24 protein-coding genes are annotated in these 23435 nt (G+C 44.2%); 6 read left to right on the top strand and 18 right to left on the bottom strand.

The features are described from left to right. Window positions 1–15: 15 nt before the first annotated feature. From KTR06_RS03360 to KTR06_RS03330, 7 genes are all read right to left on the bottom strand, one after another. Complete coding sequence (locus KTR06_RS03360; protein ID WP_016278626.1) at window positions 16–1416, bottom strand: OmpA family protein; 1401 nt, start codon at window positions 1414–1416, stop codon at window positions 16–18. A 54-nt stretch (window positions 1417–1470) separates the two neighbouring features. Further along, window positions 1471–2928, bottom strand: coding sequence for a MobV family relaxase (gene mobV / locus KTR06_RS03355; protein WP_016278627.1), 1458 nt, complete (start codon window positions 2926–2928; stop codon window positions 1471–1473). A 218-nt stretch (window positions 2929–3146) separates the two neighbouring features. Beyond that, the gene (locus KTR06_RS03350) at window positions 3147–3992 is read right to left on the bottom strand and encodes a hypothetical protein (RefSeq protein WP_016278628.1); all 846 of its coding nucleotides are present in this window, start codon (window positions 3990–3992) and stop codon (window positions 3147–3149) included. Continuing rightward, entirely contained in the window at window positions 3982–4572 is a 591-nt protein-coding gene (locus KTR06_RS03345; protein WP_008669452.1) for a hypothetical protein, read from the bottom strand. Before KTR06_RS03345 ends, KTR06_RS03350 begins: the two co-directional genes overlap by 11 nt. Further along, window positions 4563–4964 carry a hypothetical protein gene (locus tag KTR06_RS03340; protein WP_008669454.1) on the bottom strand — a complete coding sequence of 134 codons (402 nt, stop codon included), beginning with the start codon at window positions 4962–4964 and terminating at the stop codon, window positions 4563–4565. Before KTR06_RS03340 ends, KTR06_RS03345 begins: the two co-directional genes overlap by 10 nt. Then, window positions 4961–5407 carry a hypothetical protein gene (locus KTR06_RS03335; protein WP_008669455.1) on the bottom strand — a complete coding sequence of 149 codons (447 nt, stop codon included), beginning with the start codon at window positions 5405–5407 and terminating at the stop codon, window positions 4961–4963. The genes KTR06_RS03340 and KTR06_RS03335 overlap by 4 nt, the downstream gene beginning before the upstream one ends. Before the next feature lie 27 nt (window positions 5408–5434). After that, window positions 5435–6484 carry a hypothetical protein gene (locus KTR06_RS03330; RefSeq protein WP_032939452.1) on the bottom strand — a complete coding sequence of 350 codons (1050 nt, stop codon included), beginning with the start codon at window positions 6482–6484 and terminating at the stop codon, window positions 5435–5437. Between the two features lie 239 nt (window positions 6485–6723). Between KTR06_RS03330 and KTR06_RS03325 the strand changes: the two genes are divergently transcribed. Then, window positions 6724–7335, top strand: a complete 612-nt coding sequence (locus tag KTR06_RS03325; RefSeq protein WP_008669457.1) for a recombinase family protein — start codon at window positions 6724–6726, stop codon at window positions 7333–7335. A gap of 263 nt (window positions 7336–7598) precedes the next feature. Beyond that, on the top strand, window positions 7599–7892 hold the full coding sequence (locus KTR06_RS03320) for an HU family DNA-binding protein (protein ID WP_257205083.1): 294 nt from the start codon (window positions 7599–7601) through the stop codon (window positions 7890–7892). An 86-nt stretch (window positions 7893–7978) separates the two neighbouring features. Here KTR06_RS03320 and KTR06_RS03315 read toward each other — a convergent pair whose 3' ends face one another. Further along, window positions 7979–8359 carry a single-stranded DNA-binding protein gene (locus tag KTR06_RS03315; protein WP_005680031.1) on the bottom strand — a complete coding sequence of 127 codons (381 nt, stop codon included), beginning with the start codon at window positions 8357–8359 and terminating at the stop codon, window positions 7979–7981. A gap of 153 nt (window positions 8360–8512) precedes the next feature. Between KTR06_RS03315 and KTR06_RS03310 the strand changes: the two genes are divergently transcribed. Next, window positions 8513–8716, top strand: coding sequence for a hypothetical protein (locus KTR06_RS03310; protein WP_032941545.1), 204 nt, complete (start codon window positions 8513–8515; stop codon window positions 8714–8716). 324 nt (window positions 8717–9040) lie between these two features. Here the strand turns inward: KTR06_RS03310 and KTR06_RS03305 are convergent, their stop codons facing one another. Genes KTR06_RS03305 through KTR06_RS03290 form a run of 4 tightly spaced genes read right to left on the bottom strand, consistent with a single transcriptional unit; the run spans window position 9041 to window position 10144 of the window. Continuing rightward, a complete protein-coding gene (locus KTR06_RS03305) occupies window positions 9041–9298 on the bottom strand; it encodes a hypothetical protein (RefSeq protein WP_005680032.1) in 258 nt (85 codons plus the stop codon). A 16-nt stretch (window positions 9299–9314) separates the two neighbouring features. Next, entirely contained in the window at window positions 9315–9641 is a 327-nt protein-coding gene (locus tag KTR06_RS03300) for a molybdenum ABC transporter ATP-binding protein (protein ID WP_217289961.1), read from the bottom strand. A gap of 11 nt (window positions 9642–9652) precedes the next feature. After that, complete coding sequence (locus tag KTR06_RS03295; protein ID WP_008669460.1) at window positions 9653–9829, bottom strand: hypothetical protein; 177 nt, start codon at window positions 9827–9829, stop codon at window positions 9653–9655. An 18-nt stretch (window positions 9830–9847) separates the two neighbouring features. Continuing rightward, on the bottom strand, window positions 9848–10144 hold the full coding sequence (locus tag KTR06_RS03290) for a hypothetical protein (RefSeq protein ID WP_008669461.1): 297 nt from the start codon (window positions 10142–10144) through the stop codon (window positions 9848–9850). Between the two features lie 92 nt (window positions 10145–10236). On the opposite strand from KTR06_RS03290, the gene KTR06_RS03285 reads away from it, so the two are divergent. Further along, complete coding sequence (locus tag KTR06_RS03285; protein ID WP_157443250.1) at window positions 10237–10434, top strand: hypothetical protein; 198 nt, start codon at window positions 10237–10239, stop codon at window positions 10432–10434. A gap of 484 nt (window positions 10435–10918) precedes the next feature. Here the strand turns inward: KTR06_RS03285 and KTR06_RS03280 are convergent, their stop codons facing one another. The 4 genes from KTR06_RS03280 to KTR06_RS03265 all read right to left on the bottom strand — a co-directional run bounded on the left by KTR06_RS03280 (window position 10919) and on the right by KTR06_RS03265 (window position 18950). Next, on the bottom strand, window positions 10919–13225 hold the full coding sequence (locus KTR06_RS03280; RefSeq protein WP_217289960.1) for a heparinase II/III family protein: 2307 nt from the start codon (window positions 13223–13225) through the stop codon (window positions 10919–10921). 44 nt (window positions 13226–13269) lie between these two features. Then, entirely contained in the window at window positions 13270–15192 is a 1923-nt protein-coding gene (locus KTR06_RS03275) for an alpha/beta fold hydrolase (RefSeq protein WP_004316032.1), read from the bottom strand. Between the two features lie 112 nt (window positions 15193–15304). Beyond that, window positions 15305–17233: a glycoside hydrolase family 127 protein gene (locus tag KTR06_RS03270; RefSeq protein WP_120067415.1), complete on the bottom strand. Its 1929-nt coding sequence runs from the start codon at window positions 17231–17233 to the stop codon at window positions 15305–15307. Window positions 17234–17324: 91 nt separating this feature from the next. Next, complete coding sequence (locus KTR06_RS03265; protein WP_120067450.1) at window positions 17325–18950, bottom strand: hypothetical protein; 1626 nt, start codon at window positions 18948–18950, stop codon at window positions 17325–17327. Between the two features lie 152 nt (window positions 18951–19102). Here KTR06_RS03265 and KTR06_RS03260 point away from each other — a divergent pair, with 152 nt between their 5' ends. Continuing rightward, a complete protein-coding gene (locus KTR06_RS03260) occupies window positions 19103–19885 on the top strand; it encodes a HipA family kinase (RefSeq protein ID WP_120067416.1) in 783 nt (260 codons plus the stop codon). Next, complete coding sequence (locus KTR06_RS03255) at window positions 19863–20246, top strand: DUF3037 domain-containing protein (protein WP_004316036.1); 384 nt, start codon at window positions 19863–19865, stop codon at window positions 20244–20246. The genes KTR06_RS03260 and KTR06_RS03255 overlap by 23 nt, the downstream gene beginning before the upstream one ends. Window positions 20247–20463: 217 nt before the next feature. Here the strand turns inward: KTR06_RS03255 and KTR06_RS03250 are convergent, their stop codons facing one another. Both KTR06_RS03250 and KTR06_RS03245 read right to left on the bottom strand, forming a co-directional pair. Continuing rightward, window positions 20464–22413 (bottom strand): glycoside hydrolase family 97 protein, encoded by a 1950-nt coding sequence (locus tag KTR06_RS03250; RefSeq protein ID WP_120067417.1) that lies wholly within the window; start codon window positions 22411–22413, stop codon window positions 20464–20466. Window positions 22414–22482: 69 nt separating this feature from the next. Continuing rightward, the gene (locus KTR06_RS03245) at window positions 22483–23364 is read right to left on the bottom strand and encodes an AraC family transcriptional regulator (RefSeq protein ID WP_120067418.1); all 882 of its coding nucleotides are present in this window, start codon (window positions 23362–23364) and stop codon (window positions 22483–22485) included. Window positions 23365–23435: the final 71 nt, after the last annotated feature.

Raw genomic sequence — 23435 nt, 5'->3', positions numbered from 1 at the left:
CAATGAATGTAAGAACTAAAAGAACAGCTCTACTTTCGTATGCCTGTTGGCTTCGACCGGCACATGGTCGGCTATGCCCCCCCTGCTTACCTTGACGATGCGTTCGATTGGTATGCCACGCTTTTCTAATTCTGCAACGATATGATCCGCTCTCAATGTGCTTAATGAACCATTAAGCACGGGAGTTCCAGTCGAACTGTCGGCCGCACCAGTTACTTTCACGGATAATCCGTATTTCTTGGCCACGCGAGCCAGTTCATCAAGGTTAAGCATTTGGGAAGCATCCGTCAGGTGCGCCGTGTTGAGATTGAAAAAGAAATAGACAGGCGACCCGATGCAATTTCCGGCTTGTATGAGTTCCGTCCTTTCAGAGACGATTATGCCCCGTTTTTCGGAATCATCTCCGTTGTTGCCATATACAATACTTGCAGAATCAAGTGGCGATATTCCATCCCAATGCCGGTTTTTCAATCTTGCCCGAAGTGAGTTCAATCCGCTGTAATTATTTCTGGGATAACCTTGACGGCGGTCGGTCTCATCGTCATTAACCAGATGACCGTACTTGTCAAGCAAGCCTTCTATTTCCAGAATTTTCTGCAATTCTGCGAGCGTCCGTCGGTTGCGGTCGTACCAGTCTTTATAACGCTTGTTTTCTCCGGACAAGACATTGGCATAATCCACGAGCCACTCATTCTGACGAATGTAAGATGTCGCATCAACCGCGCGTTTCCAACCGACCTTTCCGAGATGAAACGTGAAACCGGCGGTCAGCGATACCATGTGGTCGCCGAGGCGGTTCGGGCGTCCGTAACCATCGAAGTCCTGAAAGGTGGTCGTGCCGGAGAGTTCCAATATGGCACTTACTCGTTTGGATATCCGATATTCTCCCTGTACGCCATACGAAACGGCAAAGGGATTATTCCCGTTAGAGGCGTTGTGCAGCAGGCCGACACCGGCAAAGGGAGCAAGATTCCAGCGTACCTGTTCTTGCCGGGCATATCTGCGGCCAAGGACATTCCACAGCAGATCCGCATGGATATGGTGGTAGTCCTGATTGGACAATGTGCCATCTTTGAACTGCACACCGCTGTAATTGATACGTGCGCCGACGGACGGAGTGAACCATTTTCCGACTGCGAAGCTGTACGAGGGTTTCAAGCGTCCGAAGAGGTCTTCGCAGCCGAGAGGTGTGCCGAGAAAGGCGGACGTACCCCCGGCAATGCTGACAAACCAGTTGCCAGTCCGGGATGCCGGAAGTACCACTCCATCAAGATAGACGGGCTGTATCGGTTGCAGTTTCTCCGAGACATCATAGTACGGTGTATGTTGTACAGTATCCACCTGTATGGGTCGTACACTTGCCTGTGCCTGCAACGTGCAAAGCACGGCCAATATAAAAAAGATTTGTTTCGTCATATTCCAATGATATTATTCGTTATACTTTTTGATTTGTAGTAAGGCGTATGCCACTTACCGTTTAGGTTTCTTGCCAATGGCCGGACGCATCATGCGGCTCGCCATCCTCATGCAGCGGAGTGCCCATGCACGGTTGTCCTCGTCCTCGTCGCGCCCCCATTTCAGGTCGCTGCCGCCACCTCCGCCGCCACGAGTTTCGGCAAAAGTGGTGGCATCATCGACCATACCGAGAAACAGCATCGTCGCGCAGTGCATCACGTCCGTACCTTGTTCCGCTATGGACTGGACGAGCGAGCCGTCGAACAGTTGCCGTTCCGCCACGTCCATCTGTGCCGATACGTTCTTATACTCGCCGACCACATTTTCCAGCAGGACATCCTTGAGCAACGTGTCCACTTTGGAATGTACATCATGGGAGTATTTGTAGGCTTCCTCCTTGAGTTCCCCGGTACGTTCCTCAATGGCATACATGTTCTCTTTCAGCTCGGCAAGCTGCCGGTCAGCCGTCTGCAATTTCTCCTGCTTGTCTGCCAGTTGCCAGTTGATTCCAGCCAGTTCTTTTTCCAGACTTTTCACTTGTGCGGCTAATTGTTCCGCATCGCCCTTGTTCGCTTTCAAATCCTGTTCGGCTGCCGATAGCAGGACCTCTTTTTCGGCTTTCGACTTCTCAAGGTTATCGACCATTGTCGTAAGCCCCTTGACCCTGCGCTCTGCCAGACGGATGTCCGATTGGAGGTCAGCCAAAATTTTTTGATGACGGCTGATATTTTCCTCGATGGTCGTACATTCTTCCGATAGCATACGGCGGTATTCTTCGGTAGTCCTGTGCCGTGCGCCTGTTTCGGATATGCTTGTTCCTCTCGACATTCCCCACCTTGTATTGACTTCGGTGAAAAAGTCGGTATGAAGCTGTTTCATCCTTGCGCTGTATTCAAACTTGTCCTTACCGGCGAATATTTCCTTGTACGCAAAACGGCCGTCTTTGATTGGCAACAAAGTACAATGCACATGAGGGTTCAATTCGTCAAGGTGTACGATGAATGCGGCGATGTTCTGCTCGCCATATTTGCCACTCACGAATGAATAGACGTCTTTCGCCCAGCGTTCAATATCGCTCATTCTTTTGATACGGGTATTGTCCGCACCTTCATCAAAATCCACGTTCTGCGTGCCGAACGCGAGTTCGTGCATCCGCTTACGGGAACCGCCGAAAATGAAGTTCACCACCGTGCGGTACTTCGGTTCTGCCAGTCCTTCGTTGGGGTCTTTAATCCCGCGCCTGTTCAATATGTCCGCCATCCGTTCGGGAATGTTGCGGCTCGTGTCGATGGGACGTACCTTGCCTCCGGGTGCAATCTCGAAGTTCAGGTGTTTGCGTGTGGGGTCGTAATTCCCCTTATCCATAGCGTACTTTTCCGCCCTTTCACTGCGATCGCGCAAATGTTCGTTGCTCTGGGCTGCGGTGATGCCTTTCGACACCTTCACATCAAGTACCTGTTTTTGATCTGCCATACTCTTTTCGTGTTGTTTCGGACAATCCGCCCTGTCCCAGCTTGCTGCTTGAACGGACAGCCTTCCGACGGTCGATAGACGGTCGGGGTATTAGGCTCCCCCTTCCCTTTGTTTCGTGGCAGACGGGCAAGCCCGTGTGCCTCTTATAACCGGCAGGATAACCGTTAAGGGATGGAGGTGGATTGTTCGCGTTATACAATCTGTTTTCGACTCCCGGTTCAATCCACCATCGCCTGTGCCTTCGCCAGAAGCGATAAAAAGGGTTTGCAAAGCGATTTGAAGCGTTCTTTGTCCTCGTCCATGTCGAAGTCCGTCACTGATGCCTCGGTGTCGAGAATCAGCCCGGCGAGGTCTTTGGCAGACTCGATGAAAGCAGCCCATTCTTCACCGAGGTCAAACCGGAAGAAATCCACAAGCGGCGAACTGTCATCGAATCTCGACTTGTGCAGGATTTTTTGCAGGGCGGCGTGGGCAATGCAGCACAAGGCTGTTTCACGATGTTCCGTGACCAAAGTGCCGGAATGTGCGGAGGTCGTGTTGGAATGGGTGTCCGAACAGAGTCCGGTGTCACGGTCGGCAGTTTCGGACATCGCCTGACTTACGAGTTGTCCACACGCTGTGCCGGTTTCGGCAGCGGTCGTTTTGCCGATTACCCAATCGGACAATACCTCACGGAGCTGTCCGGTAAAGTCCGGCTGCTCCTGTGCATTGCGGGGCTGTGCTGCCTGACCGGATTGTACGGTCATGGTAATGACCACGCTTTTGGGAAGCTGGATGCGGGTCAGCAAGCCGAATGCCTCCATTGCACTCAAAAAAGAACGGACAGTAGCCCTGTGCCAATGCCACTCCGATGCGAGGTCGGAAACGGTCAGGTGGCACTGGTTGGGTTGCAGCACGTAGTCCTTCTTTCTTAAAAACGGGGAGACGAAACCTACCAGTGATTTGTCCAACAGGTCACAGTACGCTTCGGTGCGTGTTTTGCGTTCATCCCCTTTCTCCTTGAGATATTCGAATACCTCCCTGTCTGCCAATATGGAAACAGGTATCTTTTGGTTATTTTTCATTTTCATTCGGTTTTAATGATTCATATTGTGCGGATATATCAGTGTTGCCGCTGTACGCTTCATGCGGCAGATTTGCGTGATGATTGTCGTGATAGGATTCTGACAACATTCCGGGATGCTTTGCCCATCCGGAAAGTGTGCCCGTATCCTTGCATTCGGACATGACCCGAACGGAGGGATAGAACAGGGCTGCCAGAAGAAGATAGGCAATGGTTATTGCCAAGGTGTACAGATGCGGCACAAAGCCGATGACCAGTGCGACCGACGCGAGTGTGACAAATGCACGGGGGCGGTCAAGCAACCTGCGTAACCAGTTGTCCGTCCGTCGGAACGAGAACATCGCGGCACAGACACCGGTAGAGAGTAGGATTCCAAACTCGCCCATGTGTCCACAGGCATATACATAATGGAAAAGAAGCAGGCATATCAGCCATACTTGCACATATAGTTTACGGGCGTTGCCGCTTCGTGCCATTGCCATGTAAAAGGTTGCCATGAACCGCTTGTTGTTCTTGTACAATGACATGGATACCCCGAAAGGTATCACGCAGAAAATGAGTAGCAGGATATTCAGTAACATAAGTAATAGGGCTTTTCGGGTATGGGAGCGGGACACACAATGAGTTCCAATTGGATAATGCCGTATGTTGCCAGCCGGATAAGGGTTTCGGCATCCTTGGGCGAAAAGTACATGGCCGCTTTCTTGATGCGCTGCTTGAATGTACTGTCTTGCTTTCGGTAGATGGCCAAAGCCTTGTCCAGTTCGTGTTCGGGAATAGTCCATGTCATACCCTCGGCGTGTATGCCGTTCGTCTTGAAGGCACGCAGTACCAATGTACGGGAAACGAGGTAGTCGGTGCGGTCGGTTCTTGAGATGATATGCTCCTTGTAGAGATTGTCATCGGCAACCTCTATCCACGTCCGGTAGGTGTTGATGCAATAGACCATCTGTCGGTATAAAGTTTCTCTCATATGAAATTCATCAGCACGTCGGACTTGTCTTTCTTGTATTTCAGGAACCCGCTTTTGGAGTGAAGTTCCAAATCGAGGCATAGGTCCCCGTACATCTGCTCCAAAGAATCATAGATGGTAACAAGGATGCTGTTTACATTGCCCTCGGCATCCGTCTTGGCGTTCATCTTGAACATCTGTCCGAAAGCGGGATTGGAGTATGCACAAGTGCTATGACCGAATTTTTCCGTCCGCATCGGGATATGGTGGTAAAGCGTGATCAACTCCATGTCGTCCTCAAACATATCCATTACTTCGTCCAGTTCGTAAGGGGTGCGCAACGGAAACGTAAGCAGCACATAGTCGCCGTAGAACTGCGGTTCTTCCATCGTCGTCACATCGAGCAACTGCGGAAGTTGCAGGGGGACGAATGCCATGAAGTCATTATAAAAATGTCGTAACATATTCATATATTTTTCTGTTGTTATATTTTACAGCGTGTGTATGAATGCTTCCATCAGCATTCCGGGCAGCTCGTCCAAGCGGTTGTCTCCGGGGTGCAGCATCCTGCCCAACTCCCTGAAAGCGTCGGGTGTCTGCGAGGCAAGCATATCGAGTTGCTCTCTTTCTTCGGCTGAAAGCAACGCCAGGCAGAAACCGTCCAACGACGAATAAGGCTGGAGAAGCATCCAGATGTAAGCTTGTGCCTGTGCCGGTGTCTTGACTTTTTTATTGCAGATGTCGTCGATACAGGTTCGGACATTCTGAATCAGCCTGCGGTTGGTGCGCATGGCCAAATAAATCATGGCATTGCGATAGGTGATGTCGTTCCGTTCGGCGGCAAGGAATACCTGTGCGCAGCATCGTTCCGTGTCATGCGTGATGTCGGAAAGATTCTCGCCGTCGAAATCAGGCAGACGTGAAAGGAATGCCCGGTACACAGCATCCTCCTTTTCGATAAAGGTCGTCAGGTCTGCCATACAATGAATACCGTAATCAATCGTTTCAGCAAGGGTAGTTCGATAAGTGGCAAGAATGTGTTGTCGGTTTCTCTGACTGACGGGCTGGTTATCCAATGAGGCAAAGAACGGCCGGATTGTTTCAGCCGCACGGTGCAACTCTTTGTCTTCAAGATGCGGCGAGATTTGTTCTTTTACCCACAGTATATCCTTATAAGTGCGTGTCTGAGACAGCACCATCCGTGAAAATTCCATGCGGATGGAATCATGTACCTGTTCACACTCTTCTCTTACAGTGGAATGAAGTCGGCCAAGCGTATCACATTCGAGATACAGGAATACGGAATCCCTCAATGTTTGCCATTGCTTGAGGTGTCCGGTCAATTCTTTAATGGAGAGTTTTTTCTGCCTGCGTATGTCGGACAGGTATTCCCTGTATGTTCCGGCAGGATCATTCTTGGCTTTCGCCAATCGTTTGCCATTGCCGTTGTCGCATGACGCGCATAGGAATATGGCAATCGAAACGGCAATTATTTTGGCAAAGATTATCGGCTGTTTTAAGTTCGATTTTGATGTTTTCATACTATATTGTTTCGTACTATTTAGTGCAAAACTATATATTATTTTTGATACTTCGTATCCAGAAAACCGTATTTTGTGCATTTTTTAATATCGTACTTAATGATATGATTACCAATGAAAACAAGTGAAGATAAAAACATGAAAAAATGTACGATTTTCGTTTTTTAATATAGTATGATTCATATACTCGAATAAAACTTGTATATTTGCACTTGTTATCATGAATATTGTATATTGATATGGCAAAAGTCGGTTATATATTCGAGGCGAATTCCTACGATGCGTTTGATGCGGATAAGGAATGGATGCGCCAGTACGGGTGTGTACAAGTGGTTGAAGAATCGGTCGGACACGAGACGCTCAGACCGAGATGGAAACAACTGATGTCGAATCTTGAAAGAGGCGACGAATTGGTGGTGTCAAAATTCAGCAATGCCGTGCGTGGTTTACGGGAACTATCGGCATTGATCGAGCTATGCCGCATCAAGGTCGTGCGTATTATCTCCATTCACGATAAAATTGACACCGGCAACAAATTGTTTCCGGACACGACACTGGCGGAAGTATTGGCCATGTTCGGGGCATTACCGGAGGAAGTGGCTGTTTTGCGGAAGTCGTCGGATAAGATTATACGCCTGCAGCAGAGTATCAGTATTCCGATTACCAAAAAAAGTATGAGTAAAACTGAACGGGACAAAAAAATCGTGGATATGTATAACAATGGGTATTCAATCCGTGATATTTGGAAAGAGAGCGGTGTCCGGAGTAAAAGCACCGTGTACAGCATTCTCAATAAATACAAGGTTCAGCTTAACCGGACACCGGGACGCGTGCCGGGCATCCGGAAATAGAACTTATAAATCAAATATGGATATTGAAAATCAGTAGTTTACTTGCGTAATTCATTATTTTTTCGTATCTTTAAGTTGAATATAACTATAAAAAATAAGACCTATGGGAGATATTATAATTTTATTGCTGGTGTTTTTGGTAGTGGGCAGGCTCTTGAGGGGCGTCTTCGGCGGATTCAGTAAAAGCAGCTTTCGGGATGACAAATAAGTTTGGATTGTTATAACAGGCGGATATTTGTTAATTTTGCACCGTATTCATTAAAATCAAGAACAATATGACAAAAGCGGAAATTGTCGCTCAGATCTCACGGCAGAGCGGAATAGAGAAAACGGTTGTGATGACTGTGGTGGAATCATTCATGGAAAATGTAAAAGAGTCGATGGTTGCGGGAAACGAGGTGTTCTTGCGTGGGTTCGGCAGCTTTATCATCAAACGGAGAGCTGAAAAGATGGCCCGGAACATTTCGAAGAATACGACAATTAAAATTCCCGCTCACAATATCCCTGCATTCAAACCTGCCAAAGCATTTCTGAATGCGGTAAAAGAGAACAAGTAGAGTATAAAATACAGATGGTGCAACAACACTGTAATGAGTAAAACAAAAGCGACCCGAAGGCCGCTTTTGTCGTGATAAGGCAAGGATTATTTCTTGCCTTTTTTCGCTGGTTTGGCCGGCTTTTCAGGAGTTTCCTCCTTCTCGACGGGCGGATAGAACTTGACGGCGACCATCACGATACGGTTGTGTTTCACGCCGCTTTGGTCGCTCCATTCTTCGGGCTTGAAATACCCCTCGACGGTCAGCATCGTACCCTTGGTCAGTTGGTCGAACGACCCGGTGTTCTCGTTTTTACGCCACGCCTCAAAATTCATAAAGGCGGAAACGCGTTTGGATTCCTCGCCATTATTCTCCAGTCGGCTTACTGCCAGAGGGAAACGTGCTACACTTGCGTTGGTGAACTGACGGATTTCTGCATCCTTTCCTACGAAACCGGTTACTACGAAATTGTTTTCAATCTTTTTCATAATGAATTGTTTTTAGAAGTTATTAAATCAATTTTACGCTGCCTCAAAAAGTAGGTGCAGTTAAGGGGATGCACCAAGGCCGGACGCATCAATACTCTTTATTTTTGTCCGTAGGCAAAACCGGAAGGCTCGATAAAGGAAGATTGTACGGCTGTGCCATTGGTCAAGACTTCCAAAGTCGTTCCCGTCTGCATACTATCTTTGCATCGGAAAATGATGATGACTTCGACGGAAAACTATTCTGAAAATGAGCGGGAAACCGTAGTTGCAGGGGAAGTGAAAGTGCAATCCATCCACCGGCACAATGGTGCGCGTTTCGGCTGTAAGTCCGCAGAATCGGCAGGGATTTTCGTGTAATTCGGTCGGACTGAATTGAGGTGGCTACAAACAGAACACTGAACTGACAACAGGTTGCGGTACCGCAGAAGGGAATATCAACGAAGTGGCGACAAAAGGCGGAACGGGGTATCGGGGTGCTGCCATGTTCCCGTCCGGCAGAAAGAAAAGGGGACAAAAGGGAAAAAGGAAAGAACCCGGCTTATCGGAAAAAGCGGACGGCAGCTTTTCACGAATGGCTGGTTTTTACAAAAGGATATGGCGCAGCCAAAAGAGAGAGATAAATGTAAAAAAGGGAATGCGGCATGGCAGGAATGGAAGATTATCCCGTTCCTGCCTGTATCATCAAAATTCTGCCATGATTACCCGATGCTCGAAAATCTTTTTTTGATTACTGGGACGTCTTTGGCAAACCCATAGATGATGCTTGCCATAGCCGAAGACGAAATAATCATCAAGGCGTGTTTTTTCTTGTAGGCGTTCCATGCCGGTACGCAGTTCCGCTTCATCGGTGGAGAAAAGAATCGTGTTGATGATACGGAAGTAGAGTTCTGTTACCTCGTCACAATAAGGACAAAAGCTATGCTCAATCGTTGCTTTCATGTTTCTTTGATTTTAATTATACTTCTACTATGTCTTCTATTCGACCATACAGGACAGAGCGCAACGCTGTTTTGGCAATGGCGTAATACTCGGCGATATGTCCGTGCTGTTTTACGAAATATCGTTTGAGAACATCGGAGAAATCAAAGAAGTAGCCCATCAATGCGATACCTCTTTTGAAATGGATGCACTCTTTCACGTTTCGGGTAATCCAGTTCTTGTCTTCACGGCTCAACTTGTCTCCGTTATCAAGTTGTTCCCGTAATTGGTAAACCCTGCTGTCTTTCAGCTTCTCTAATTCGGGTACGTCCCATTGGACGAATTTCATTGCTACCTGTTGCATCGCTCTTGTATTTAATCGTAAATAATCACTTCATCACGGTACTCGACCACCTCCTTGCCACTGTTCAGACGTACCACTATTTTATTGCCGAAGTCGCCGACAACTGTTCCCTCGGTATAGCCTTTATAGGGGGTAAGCAGGGTGCAGTGCGCACCGATAATTTCGCTATCTTCTTCGTATTCGTACATAGTCATGTCATTTTACAGTCATAACCTGATATGCCATTTGCCTTGTGAGTATGTCCGAAAGCTAACATATTCGCATCCCATTTCATATGTCAGAACTCGAATATAGATACTATCTTTAGTCTCTAAAGATGCTACCAATTCGTCTATCAATTCCTCTGGATAAGCCCAACGAGAAGAAAACTCGCCCTCCAAAGCGTCATCAGCACGTTCAAGATAACAGTCACCAAAATTGTCGTTCAAGAAAACCTCTATTTTATCAAGGTCTTGTTCATTCTCTGTAGTTGCGAAGAAAAGGTTTGTTGCGTAATTTGCCATAATCCTAAGTTTTAAGTTTTTTATTTTTCCCTCTTTTAGCATTTCAGCTACTTTCGGGCTTGATTGAAAATTATGTCGCCTCAAAAGGTGTTATGGCTCTTTATGCAGGGTTTCACGACCAAATACGACCTCTGCAAAGCGGAGCGTGGAGATTTTGTCGGGAACCGTCAGGCTGTGACCTTGAATACAAGAAAGCCATGACAAGTACCTTTGCGACACAATTCTCATCAGGCAGCCTGAAAGTCGATATGCAAGAATGTGGGAGTACACCTGCAATGGGTAATCTGTAAATGGGACTATGGAATAAAAGGGGATTGCAGCGAAAAGAGAAAATATCGGTGTGACTATCTTCTCTTTTGACTGCAAATATAAAAGTATGGGGAGGTCGTTTGGGAAAGGTTTAGTTTAGTCTATTAGCCTATATATATGCTAAACTAAAGTAAACTAAATATAGGCAGATATATTGGGCTGCCTGTATATGTGTTTCGAGGGAAATAGCTACCTTTGCAAAAAACAATGTTCCTTGAAAAAAAGATTAGCTCCTTTTTTCTTTTGGCTGCGATTTTTCGCTAATGAATACAGAAACAATAACTCTTCGCGAAAGAATGAAAATCGAGCAAAAAGGTTTGGAAAAATGCTCAAAGTACGAACAAGTGAAGAGAAAGAAAGGTAGTGCAAACAAAAAAACAGGAAAATGCGATAATTTGTGTTTCTGTTCCTAATTTGTTCCTTAATAAAAACATGTCGGAATATAAATCATTGGTTTACAAAATATTACAGTGTGGACTTTTGAGATATAACTAAATCTACCAGCTTTATACTCAATTGGGATTGTTTATACACAACAGGAATTCTCTTATTATTAACCTCTACTCTTACAGGCTTCTTCTTACTCCTGAAACTGGCATTTATCTTCGGCTGTCCGTCTATCCAAAGATTGAGTTTCTTATCTTCTTCCTTTTGAATGACAAACAACTTAGCCAAAGAAGAAAAATAGGTTTCCTTATCGCGCCTTAATGCACTGCCATGACAGATAAAGAAATCTTTGGCGTCTTTGGCTTCCGTTCCTTCGGGATAAGAAACTGCAAACATATAGGCATCTGTCATCCAGCCGTCCGGCATAATCCATGAGTTGCTGTGCATCAGTCTGCCATCTGCCAACTGGTTAATATACAAGTCAGTCACTTTACCTTTGTGACGGATACGAAGTCCAATCCAATCTTGTCCTTCCCGCCGTTCCATTTGTGGCAAGTCTTTTTCATTGGGAGTCTCCTTTAATATAATAGCTGTCAGCCCTTTTACACGATTGACTTCTGCCGGCAAATGGAATGAATAATAGGTTTCAGTACCTTTCAAATCTTCAGTTGGAGCCTGTATTTCTTCCCAATACAAATCCTCCGGATAGTCGTGTACAAAATCAGACTTAGCAAGCAAACGGGGATAAAGAGGACGAATCACAACGGAAGAATTACCATTCGTCACATTCACGTCAACTCCCGACTTCTTATAAGTCCCGTTGGTATGCCACAGCCATTCAAAACAGCCGACCTTATGCGTCTTTAAATCATCAATCATATAAATCACATTATCCATCCAAAGGAAATGGCGGAAATTACGACTGAAATTATTAGATACAGGACCTGTTCCATTAGCCAGGACATATTTCACATTTCCCGCATCCAAAAGATGATGTAAATATCCTCTCAAAGTAGAACCGCTGTACTGCTGCTCACGGGGTTGTCCCTCGCCATTGAACAGTACTACATTATGCGCCTGGCTTTGAAAGAAATAATTCCGATAAGCAGGATTAGGATACCAACAGTTTCCCCCGTCTTTAATAATATCTACCCCTTTATGAAAGACAATAAATGAATTGGCATCTGCGTGAGAATGATTCCATGTATGACCGCTTTTTACAGCCAGCATCGTAGCATCCTTTTCCCACGAATCACGCATCGTAGCCCAACCAAAATCGGCAAATAATTGAGAAGTCGGCAGTTGAGGGACAGCGGGCGCCTTACTCAAATCAGGAGTGTAAAGGAAGCCCATGGGACGATTCAGGAAAAAGCCATCACGATGTTGTCCTTGTTCCACCTGGGCTATATACCACAAAATAGTTGGATCTTTCACCCCCAATGCATACAATAACATCATGCTGGATTCTGCCGATACATTTTTATGGCTATCTCCAAAATTCAAACTATGCAGCATACCTGTACGCGGATAGCAGACTTGTGAGAAGTAACTCGGCAATTTTGCCAATTGAGGAATATCACCCGGATTCTGTCCGGGATGAGTATTTATCCAAGCGATCCTAAACAACAAAGCTTCCTGAATACCAAAGTTGGCGTAATTCAGACTTTCATACATTCCACCAGCCTCATCAAAACTCTTTGCTTTCTGTTGCAATACATCACCGGCAAAATCAAACCATTCAGGAAGTGATTCGTGAAGTTGCTCCACCCATTCTTTTACTTCGGGAAGTTCATTTTGAAGACTCAAAGCCAATATTCCACCCTGACAAACACAGGAGGTCCACCAGTTATGTCCCATCGAATTCAATGAGTGAATACGGGTCGGCTCCAACAACCAGTCTCCCAATGCCGGTTCCACGGCTAACCGTTTCAATCCTTCGGCTATCTTTTTTCTTTCTGAAGAAGACATGACATTGTATGCAGCATCATACCCCACTGCGGAAAGAAAACTCTTATGAGCCATACCCAGTTGTGAACGCCATGCAGGAATACGTGCCATCATTTCCACATCTCCCCATGATTCGGCTTCCACAGCTTTCAGGAGGATTTCTTTGATTGCGTCTGCATACTCCTTATTATCAGTCATCAAATAAGCTAACGACAAATAGTCTAATCGATTAAAATCTTTCTTTTGCAAAGCTTCATCGGCTGTTTTCTTAATATCTCCCCATGCTTCCTGCAATTTAGGTTCATGCTGCATACGCTGTTTCACTTGCTGTATGCGTTGTGGAGTATACAGTAATGAAGGATGATTTATTTTTTGTGCTTGTATATATAATGAAGAAACACAAAAAAAACAGATAACAGCAATAATAGTTTGTTTCATGGTACTTAGTCTATTCTATATATAATCAGTTACAATATTATTCTTTATTGAACGTTTTTCAAAAATTCTTCCAATGCTGCATTAAATTCTTCCGGGCGTTCCATATTCAGCATGTGTCCGCAATCGTCAATTACTTTCAGTTTTCCATTGGGAAGATATTGTAAAATGGGAGGTTCTTTTGAGAATCGGTTGCCGGAAGAATGACCTTCAACAATTAAAGCAGGTACATCGGGATGATTCTTTTTCAATTTCTCGATGGCATCCAAACCAGCTACCACCCGTACTTCTTTGTGTAAAGGTTGCCACGCATCCCACTCATCGATCATTTGCCATAGAGACTCACGCATTCGTTCCCGCTGACTTCCTCCTGACTTCATCAATCCTTCAAACCACTCTTTCTTCATCACATCTACCCCTTTCTCTTTCAAAGCAGCAATCTCCTTATCACGTACTCTTGCTTCTTCCGGAGTCATCGGTTCACTGGGACCTTTCGATTTCCGAATGTTTCCACTGGCTAAAAAAGCAGATAACATTCGGTCAGGGAAATACGCCAACATATCAGCAGTAATAAACCCACCTAAAGAAAGTCCGACGATATGCGCTTTCTTGATGTGCAAAGAATCCATCAAAGTAACTAAATCTCCAGCGTGTGTGAATTGATAGTCTTCCGTTTGTGAAGACGAAATGCCATATCCTCTCAAATCATAGCGGATCACACGATATTTTTTTGCCAGTACGGAAAATTGTTCATCCCACATACGATGATCCAAAGAATGACCATGAACAAAGATGACGGGAGCACCTGTGCCGGCTTCCTCATAGTAAAGAGAACCGTTGCCCACTTCAACGCGGCCTTGTTTCACAACCAACGGATGTCCCTTTACAATCTCTGAAACAGTTCTCGAAATTACAGGACTACCATAAAAAGACGAGAAACCATCTTCTTTACTGGAAGCACCGACTACATGAGCAATAAAGAAGCCATAAACATTCTCCCGTTTATTGATCCACGGGTAAGCGCCAGCCCATCCTGGTGAACTAATCTGATAAGCTTCACCTGTCTTCTTATCGATTAATTCACGCCATTCTCCCAATCCGTAGATTCCATTGTGGGATTGTCCTAGCCCTTTCGCTACATAATTATCCGAGTTATTCGAAGGGATTATTGCGTCTTTCACTTGGTCGGCCTGCATTTCCTTTACAGTTTTTGCTGATATAATCCGCTTATCGTTATACATTCCATCATGATAAATCATAGATAGGAAATGAATATAATCGTTCAAGGTGGTACACAGACCACCACCTAACATCGGGGCATGTCCGCCATCTGTATTTATCGGAGTAAAATGAGAATTTTTCATTTCCAATGGTTGCGCCAATAGTTCTTGAAAGAGAGTTTCAAACTCCTTCCCCATTGCCACTTCCGCCATTCTTCCGGCAATCTGCATGGCAAGCCCTCCATACTGGAACCGGCTTCCCGAAGTAAAAACCGTATCTAACGGCAATATTTCAATAATGGCAGAATCCAAATGATTGTAATTATCTACACGCGGTTCAGGAAGATAGGGACGCACTCCGGAAGTATGAGATAACAGTTGTCGTAAAAGGATTTTTCCTTTGGCATCTCCCTTAAATTCCGGCAACCACTTTTCCACAGGGTCATCCCAGTCCAAACTGGTACTGTCCACTACCGCTCCGATAACAGCAGCCGCCACCCATTTTCCGGCAGAGGCTACGTATACTTTTGTATCAGGAGTATAGCTACCATAGTTCTTCTGAAAAATGACAGAATCATTCTTTACTACACAGATAGAAGCACCTGGATAGTACTCTTTACTCACCCAGCCTTGAATAACAGAATCTAATGAAGAGAAGTTATAACGACTCCCTTGTACGGATGATACATTGCAGGAACCTGCAATAAAACAGATACTTATAAAAATTACGATTAATAATCTTCCCTTCATTTTCGTTATCTATTAAATTCGTATTAAACACAAATTACACGAACTACGCTATTGTTTGATGCAATTATAATTATAAAACCGCGTAATTCGTGTAATTCGTTCTTAAATTTTTCTATTTCGACTGCAAATCCCAATATACCACATAACGCTGATGATGCAAATCATAAAGCGGACGAATCACATCTCCTTGTTCTGTTATAAATTTCAGTTCTTTTCCTGTACGCTGCAAAGTACGTTCCGGATGTTTCATATCTACTTTCAATGAGGTACGCAAATCGGCAGGCACATGGAAATTATAAGTATAATAATCATTATAAAGAGCTGGATTAGAGAAAGGTGCGGGAGCCTGCATACCTTCCGTACCCCGTTCTCCGGCAAGCACTAACGGGCCATACAATAAAGCCACTTTATTCGGATTATCGGGAGTGGCTTCCAATTCAATCTGCATCGGGTAAGTAGCCGAGATACGGTCATTATCTTTCCAGTCACGAGTGATAGCGATGTAAGAACCCGGCTTTTGTTTTACTGCTACTTTTTTACCGTTCACAAGAACTTCCGCTTTTTTACTCCATGAAGGATATCTTAGATAAACAGTAGTGCGAACCGGTTTCTCGACACGAATAGTAAACCGGGTCGTTTCCTCTTTCGGAAATTCCGTTTCCTGGAGAAGGGTTAATCCTTTTTCTTTCCAGGTGACTTGGGAAGGAATAAACAGATTTACATAGATTCCCTCGTTGTTGTGGTAGTAGATAGCTTCTCCGTATTTAGCATGATTTTCGAATCCGCTGCCGACACAACACCAGAAAGAGTTCTCTTTGGTACTATACAGTTTATGTGAACCCGAAAGTAAGGGTAAGAAATAAGTGACCATTCCCGTTTCCGGGTCTTGCTGTCCCAGGATATGATTATATAGTGCCCTTTCATAATAATCGGCAATAGATGAATCGCCCGTCCAACAGAAAAGATGACGACTAAGCTTCAACATATTATAAGTACAGCAGGTTTCTCCGGTATAGCCGGTCAAGTGTTTAGAAAATTTCTTCGGGTCGAAAAAATGCTCCTTATCACTACTACATCCCGGAGCAAAAGTATGGTGGTCAACCATGGTATGCCAGAAGAATTCCGAGAGCTTTTTGCTGGTCTCATTCTCTGTCAGTTCATAGTTACGTGCTTCGGCTATGACTTTCGGGATAAACGTATTCGTATGTTTGGTTCCCAAATCGTCCCGAAGTTCTTTCAACGGGTCAATTACATCATTATGGTAGAAATATTCGGCCAACCAACGGTAACGTTCATCTCCTGTGATAGCATACAAATTGTAGAATGATTCGTTGACACCTCCAAACTCATTGCGTATCATGAGTTTGCGGGTTTCTTCACTAAGTGGTTTCAGTTTGTTATAAGCCCAGTCGCCCATTTTGGTCACTGTTTTCAAAGCCTGCTGATTATCCGCATACAGATATTGGTCTATCAGACCGGAATAAAGCTTATGCAAGGTGTACCAAGGTGCCCAAACACTCTTTCCCCGGATATTACGGTTTATCAGTTCTTCGGGAAAAGCACTTAAATATCCGCCTTTCAAAGCGTTCTGAACTTCGGTCAGCCCGTTGACAAGGCTATCCCCTTTCAGCTTGAAAATCTCACTTCCGGTAGCGGCATACATCAAAGCGTAAGCCGAAAGCAGATGTCCGGTAGTATGTCCGCGAAGTTCACAGTCCAAAGATTCCCAGCCACCAAGTTTTTTCACTGTCATATAACCGCCTTCACGACCAGCAAAGACTCCGGCATTTGTCCGGAAACTATGTAATAGGCGACTTACGTCGATAGAGGTCATCCATGCGGAATCCCGCAACATATTGTCACGAAAACGACTCGGTAATAAACGGACGTCCTTCAAATCAAAACTTTCTACCCGAACAGGAGCCACTGTCTCTTTTTTCATTTTCCCCTGGTGCTGTCCGGGGTATACAGATTGAGCCGACGATATAGCCGATACTGCCAATAATGCGATTACAACTAAAGATTTCTTATTCATAATCATTTTTAATATCCTTATATTTATAGGATACGAATAAGTTCAGCCTAACACTCAATGCAAAAATACGAATTCCAACTTATAGTTCCATAATCTTTCATTTATCAATTGCCGATTGATAAATGAAAAAACTCCGTTCTACCGGTTCGGCAGTCTGTACTTCTCCTGCCAATCCATATTGCCATGCCACCACAGTCACTTTCAACGGGAACTTACTGCGTGGGGGAATTCGAGTAAATACCAACTTGTTTCCCTCTATTTCTGCCGGTCCTTCTTTCACGTAGTAATATACGGGTAGCCCGCAATCGGAAGTTGCATGTAAAGAGATAGTTTCCGTGCCTTTCTTCACATCGTCAAGGCCCGGAAAAAGAATATGCTGGCGTTTACCTTCCGTATTGCGATAGGGAATCCGGAAACTAAGTTCCTGAACTGTGCTTTTATAGTGCTTGTCACCGTCATTACCGGCTAGAAGGCAAATATCTCCCGTACGACGCTTATTGTACATCCCCATACGGTAGAAACGGACAGTAAAGGTTGTGTCGTTCACTTTCTGAACCGGGCCACAGATACGGGTTATTTCAGGAGAAGTGAGCGAATGTTCGTCAGAAATTGCAGTATGCAAGCTATCCGTATATACAGCTTTCAGATGAAAAGTCAATCCGTCTTTTTCCGGCAGGAAACGGGCGGCAACTTTCACATGGGATTTGGGATTATATGTGAGTAATTGCCCCTTTTGTACGAAACCTAAGTATTGTGGTTTCTTCCCTCTTTCCCGGCGATAGCGTTCTTCCGTCATTTCAGCCATTTCCTTATCGAAATACCAGAATGCATCGTGCGAGTCTCCTTTATACTCTTTATAAGGAGCAGCTTTTGCACGTTTCTTCTGATTCGGATGCCACCTTTCGGCAAGCCAGCCATTCTGCGGATTCAGCTTCTTCAATTCCACAGGCTTATCCAAATCATACGTTGCGGGCATACGATATTCCAGTGCTTTCTTTAAGAACAACGCAATATAACCAGCGGTGCGGTCGGCTATATCGAAATGTCCTCGTCCTGTGTCGCAAAGGAAAGAGACGCAACTTTTAGGATACATCATACGGAATGCCAAAGCCGGATTTACACGGTCTTCCCACCATTCGTATTCGCCTTCAATCATCAATCCAGGGATGCCGTCAATCGTACGTTTCCCCCACTCCATATTGTCACGACCATATCCGGTAAGGTTAGTGCGCGGCGCATCTCCATGTAAAGAGATAATGGCTAATGTGCGGTCGGGATTCCATGCTGCGAAGTTCCACGGATAGGTAGCCATTGCCGAATGTCCTAAAGGGACAATAGGCGCATATTTCAATTCACTATAGCCGCTGACATTCGCAAAATCCTCCATCATCTTTTCAAAGGCTTCCTGACATCCGGTAGTTATATCCCATCTTTGATCCCATCCAGGGGTAATCCATATCAGTGCTATACCCGTTTCTGATAATCTTTCACGAAATAGAGAATTTTCAAACAAAGTCTCCTCTGTCATATTATGATTGCCTATTATCACAGCTTTCACTTGAGTACAATCGGAAGGTATCCACAAGAATGCTTGCGGATGATCGTTCGTTTCGTTGGAAATAATACCTGGCAGCTGTACAGACCACTGCCATTCGGCTGCCATATTGCTGGGTAACAGAATAACGGACATTATTCCAAACACCAAAAATCGAAGTAGTTTCATGTTTAATTCATTTATCATTGTTTTATATAATACGTAGCAGGAAGAAAGTATACTCAACCGAAAAATACAAAAAACTATTATTATAGGAAGCCTTTCACTGACTATTCCATAAAAACGTTGTATCTTTATTCTCAATTTAAGAAAGGAGTGATATGGATTTACGTACAGCAAATGTAACAAGATATATTCTTCCCTTGCGGGAAGGAGGGTCATTGCCGGCTTTGGCTGAAGCGGATGATGAATTTAAATATGTCGTAAAATTCAGAGGAGCAGGACATGGGACTAAAGCCCTTATTGCCGAATTGATAGGGGGAGAAATAGCCCGTACACTGGGATTCAGAGTTCCGGAGATTATATTTTTGAATCTGGATGAGGCTTTCGGGCGGACAGAAGCGGATGAAGAAATACAGGATTTACTGCAATGGAGCCGTGGGTTGAACATGGGTCTGCATTTCCTGTCCGGTTCATTGACGTTCGACCCTGTTGTGCATAAGGTGGACGGTAAAACTGCTTCGCAAATTGTATGGCTGGATGCGTTATTGACCAATGTAGACCGTACAATCAAGAATACGAATATGCTGATGTGGCATAAAGAATTGTGGTTAATCGATCATGGAGCTTCCCTTTATTTCCATCATTCGTGGACGAATTGGCAGAAACACGCACTTAGTCCGTTCGTACAAATAAAAGATCATGTACTATTGCCGTTTGCCGATCAGCTGGAAGAAGTAGACGCAACATTCAAACAACTACTTACCGATGACAAGATACGAGAGATAGTCAATGCCGTCCCTGACGACTGGCTGAACTGGACGGAAGGACAGAAAACTCCGCAAGACTTGAGAGATGTTTATATTCAATTTTTAGAAGAAAGGATCAAGCATTCCGAAATATTTGTAAATGAAGCGCAAAATGCAAGAAAGGCACTTATATGAATACGCAGTTATCCGTTTCGTTCCTAAAGTAGAACGTGAGGAATTTATTAATGTAGGTATTGTACTGTTTTCCAAACGGTGCAAATATCTAAAGTCTCTTTATACAATAGATGAAAACAAACTGAAACTGTTTTCTTCCGAATTGGACATCAACTGTCTGATAGAAGGGCTGAAAGTCTTCGACAAGATTTGTCAGGGAAATAAAGAAGGAGGAGTTATTGCCAATATGGACATTCCGGACCGCTTCCGGTGGCTGACTGCGGTAAAAAGCTCCTGTATTCAAGTATCCCGTCCTCATCCGGGATTCTCTACAGATTTAGATAATACTTTAGAAAGGTTGTTCAAGGAATTAGTTCTTTAATTCCTTGAATAACCTTTCCACTCAATGAATGAGAAAACTCTCCTCTTCTCTCATTACGACCCGGAAATGGTGAAGTGGTTGATTAATTATAGCAAATAATACCTCACTATATTTTTCAGGCACGGATTACACGGATTTCACGGCTTTAGAAATGATGGTTGCATAAAGCAACAGTGTAATCTGCGTTATCCGTGCCTAAAAAGAAACATAAACTTGCCTACTTAAGCGGAGTGAAATGCAATGCGGCTCCGCCACTTGCTTTTAGCTTCAAAACAAGCTTATCTCCGGCTTCTATCTTCTTATGAGTACTGCGTACTTTCGTTCGTGTATTCAGCTTGTCATCATCTTCGTACAGGTGAAGCATATACTTCTTACCTGATTCCAGAAAATCCGTAGTCAATGTAATTGTGCGGGCTTCCGTATTCGTCATTGCTCCTACAAACCAGTCATTCCCCGAACGACGTGCCTGAACGATATATTCACCAATCTCCCCATCTAACGCGCGGCTGTCATCCCATACACTCGGAATTGCTTTCCAAAATTCCAGTTCTTCTTCTCCCTGGTAGAATTCCGGTCTGTCATACCAAAACATAAATTGCAAAGGACTGTAATACACAGCTGCCATCGCCAACTGATGTGCTTTCGTATTCTTCACCCGGTTATTGAAATAACAAAGCGTATAGTCTCCTGCACCTGCCAGATAGCGGGTAAAAGGGAGAGTCGTATTGTGTGTGGCATCCGGCATTTCTTCATTTCCACGAATACCTTCCTGCGTCATCAGGTTAGGATAAGTACGGCTGAAACCTGTCGGACGATATTCGTCATGAATATCTACCATCAGACCATATTCTCCACATTTACGAACTGCATCATGCAGCCAAGTACTCCAACGCTGATTACCTATCTGTACAAAACCGAACTTGATACCTTTCAATCCCCATTTTTTATACAAAGGCAACAGAGTATCCAACTGCTGCACTAATGCACGCTGATTGACATACACCATAAGTCCGATTCCTTTCGATTCGGCATATTTACACAAAGCGGGTATATCAAGGTCTTTATCAGGAGAAACAGTAGTAGCGTCCGAACTCATTTTCATCTCTGGTCCGTACCAGCCTGCATCCATATGCACATACTGAATACCACGTTCTGCCGCAAAGTCAATGGCTGCTTTTACTCTATCTTGTTTCAAGTCGCCCGAACGGAATACTTTCCCGGGTTTAATCCAAGAAGTATCAGCCAGTTTGCAAGCCGGATTCAGATTCAAGACAATATCATTGTTATTAATTAAATCGACCGGACGTTCGCCAACCATGATTACACGCCACGGAGTACTGTAAGGAGAAATAATATCGGCACTACTATACAGGCTTGTCTCCAAAGTGGAAGGTTTCTCTGCCGATAAACGGAATTTACCACGAACATAATCCACCATTTCCGCTTCCAACAAAGCTACAGATAATCCATCAGGCAGTTTCAAAGTCAAAGGACGCTCACTCTCCTCTTTGCCCCATCCTTCCAACGGACGAAGTTCATAAGGTCCTTGCGCCCAACGTTCATAATACGCCATCGTTCCTTTAGGCATTGTGAAGCTAGTCTGCTCACCGACGATATGCAAGAAAAGCCCGTTTGTCATTTCCGGAAAATGATAGCGGAAAGCAACTCCTTCATTATAGGCGCGAACTATGATATTCATAAAGTAATTCTTACGCTTATCATAACCACCGTCCTGATTGCCATTTCCTTCTCCCTTCTTGAGTTTCAAAGTCATCTCATTGTAGCAATCACGTACTTCCGCACGTTCGCCATATACAGGCTTCCATCTCTCGTCCGTCTTTTGATGTTCAGTCTCTGTCAACTTCAGATTCTCACACCAAAAATGACAAGTATCATTCGGTATACCCAACGCCGATTCAAATAACTGATTTTCAATCAGAACACCCAGTTTACTTTCTTCAATCACCGGACGATTCTTATAAGTCAAGGTATAATACATTTGTGCATTATCCTCTCCCACCGCACGTTGATAAAAGGTAAAACGATAAGCTCCATCAGGAGACGTCAGTTCCTGACGGGTTTCTGTCATCACATCTTGCGCTTTTACCAATGCCGGTATCACCAACAACAAAAGCAAAATTCTTTTCTTCATTCTATTTACGTTCATGTTTATTCCTTTTCTATTATATACGAACGAGAAAGAAATTATACTCAAATGTTTATTGCCTGAAAAAGCTTATTCCATCTGTTCCCTATAAAAAGTAGGTGTCATTCCTGTCACCCTTTTAAAAATGCGGTTAAAATGTACAGGTGATTCAAATCCGCAAGTAGCACTGATTTGAGATATATTCATCATACTACTATTCAATAGTTTACAAGCATATCCGATACGCATATCAAGTACATACTCTTTAAATGTCTTTCCTGTGTTTTCTTTAAAGTATCGGCAGAAAGCAGCAGGGTTCATCGCTGTATAAGAAGCAATTTCATCCAGACCGATAGACTCGGTATAATGTTTATTCAAATAGGCAATCACCTTTTCCATTCTTTCATTACGCATAATCGAAGGGGACGGAGTATAATGAGAAGTAGTCAGATATTTCTTATGATTGCTAGTAGCCATCATCTGTAGAAGTGAAAGCAACAGGATGATTTGATCTGCTCCTTTGGCAGAAGGAATTTGCTCCAATAATTTAATGATTTTCCCCGAACGGGTAATTGTGAATTTAATCCCTCTGCAAGCATCCTCCAATAAATTCCTGATAGGAATAAACTGGGAGTATTGAGAAATAGAATAATGCATAAAATCTTTCTCAAACTGAATATTGACTCCTCTTACTTTCGGTTCGGTTTTTTCTTCGTTATCAGATTCTTCCCCGCCATCCGGTGGACTTTGCATACTATGAGGCAGTTCGGAACCAAAAAGAATCAAATCACCTTTTGAATAGGAGATAATGCTGTCACCCACCAGACAATCCCCCTCTCCCTTTTCCACATAAATAATTTCATACTCACTATGAAAATGCCACGGATACGTGAAACGTGGATATTCATAAAAGCGGGCACGGACGGGATTAGAAGTCGTAATAGTCAACTTCTCATTCATTATCTTCTTCATAAATCTCCTTTCTAAACTGCTTTTGCAAAGATAGGTAAATATCTTGCAAAAATACGCATCATAGCATGTAT

Origin of the sequence: Bacteroides sp. MSK.20.12 (assembly GCF_019052435.1) — a bacterium.
Taxonomy (GTDB): Bacteria; Bacteroidota; Bacteroidia; order Bacteroidales; family Bacteroidaceae; genus Bacteroides; species Bacteroides xylanisolvens.
The sequence above is the reverse complement of the archived record's forward strand: the minus strand, read 5'-3'. Positions and strand labels throughout refer to the sequence as shown.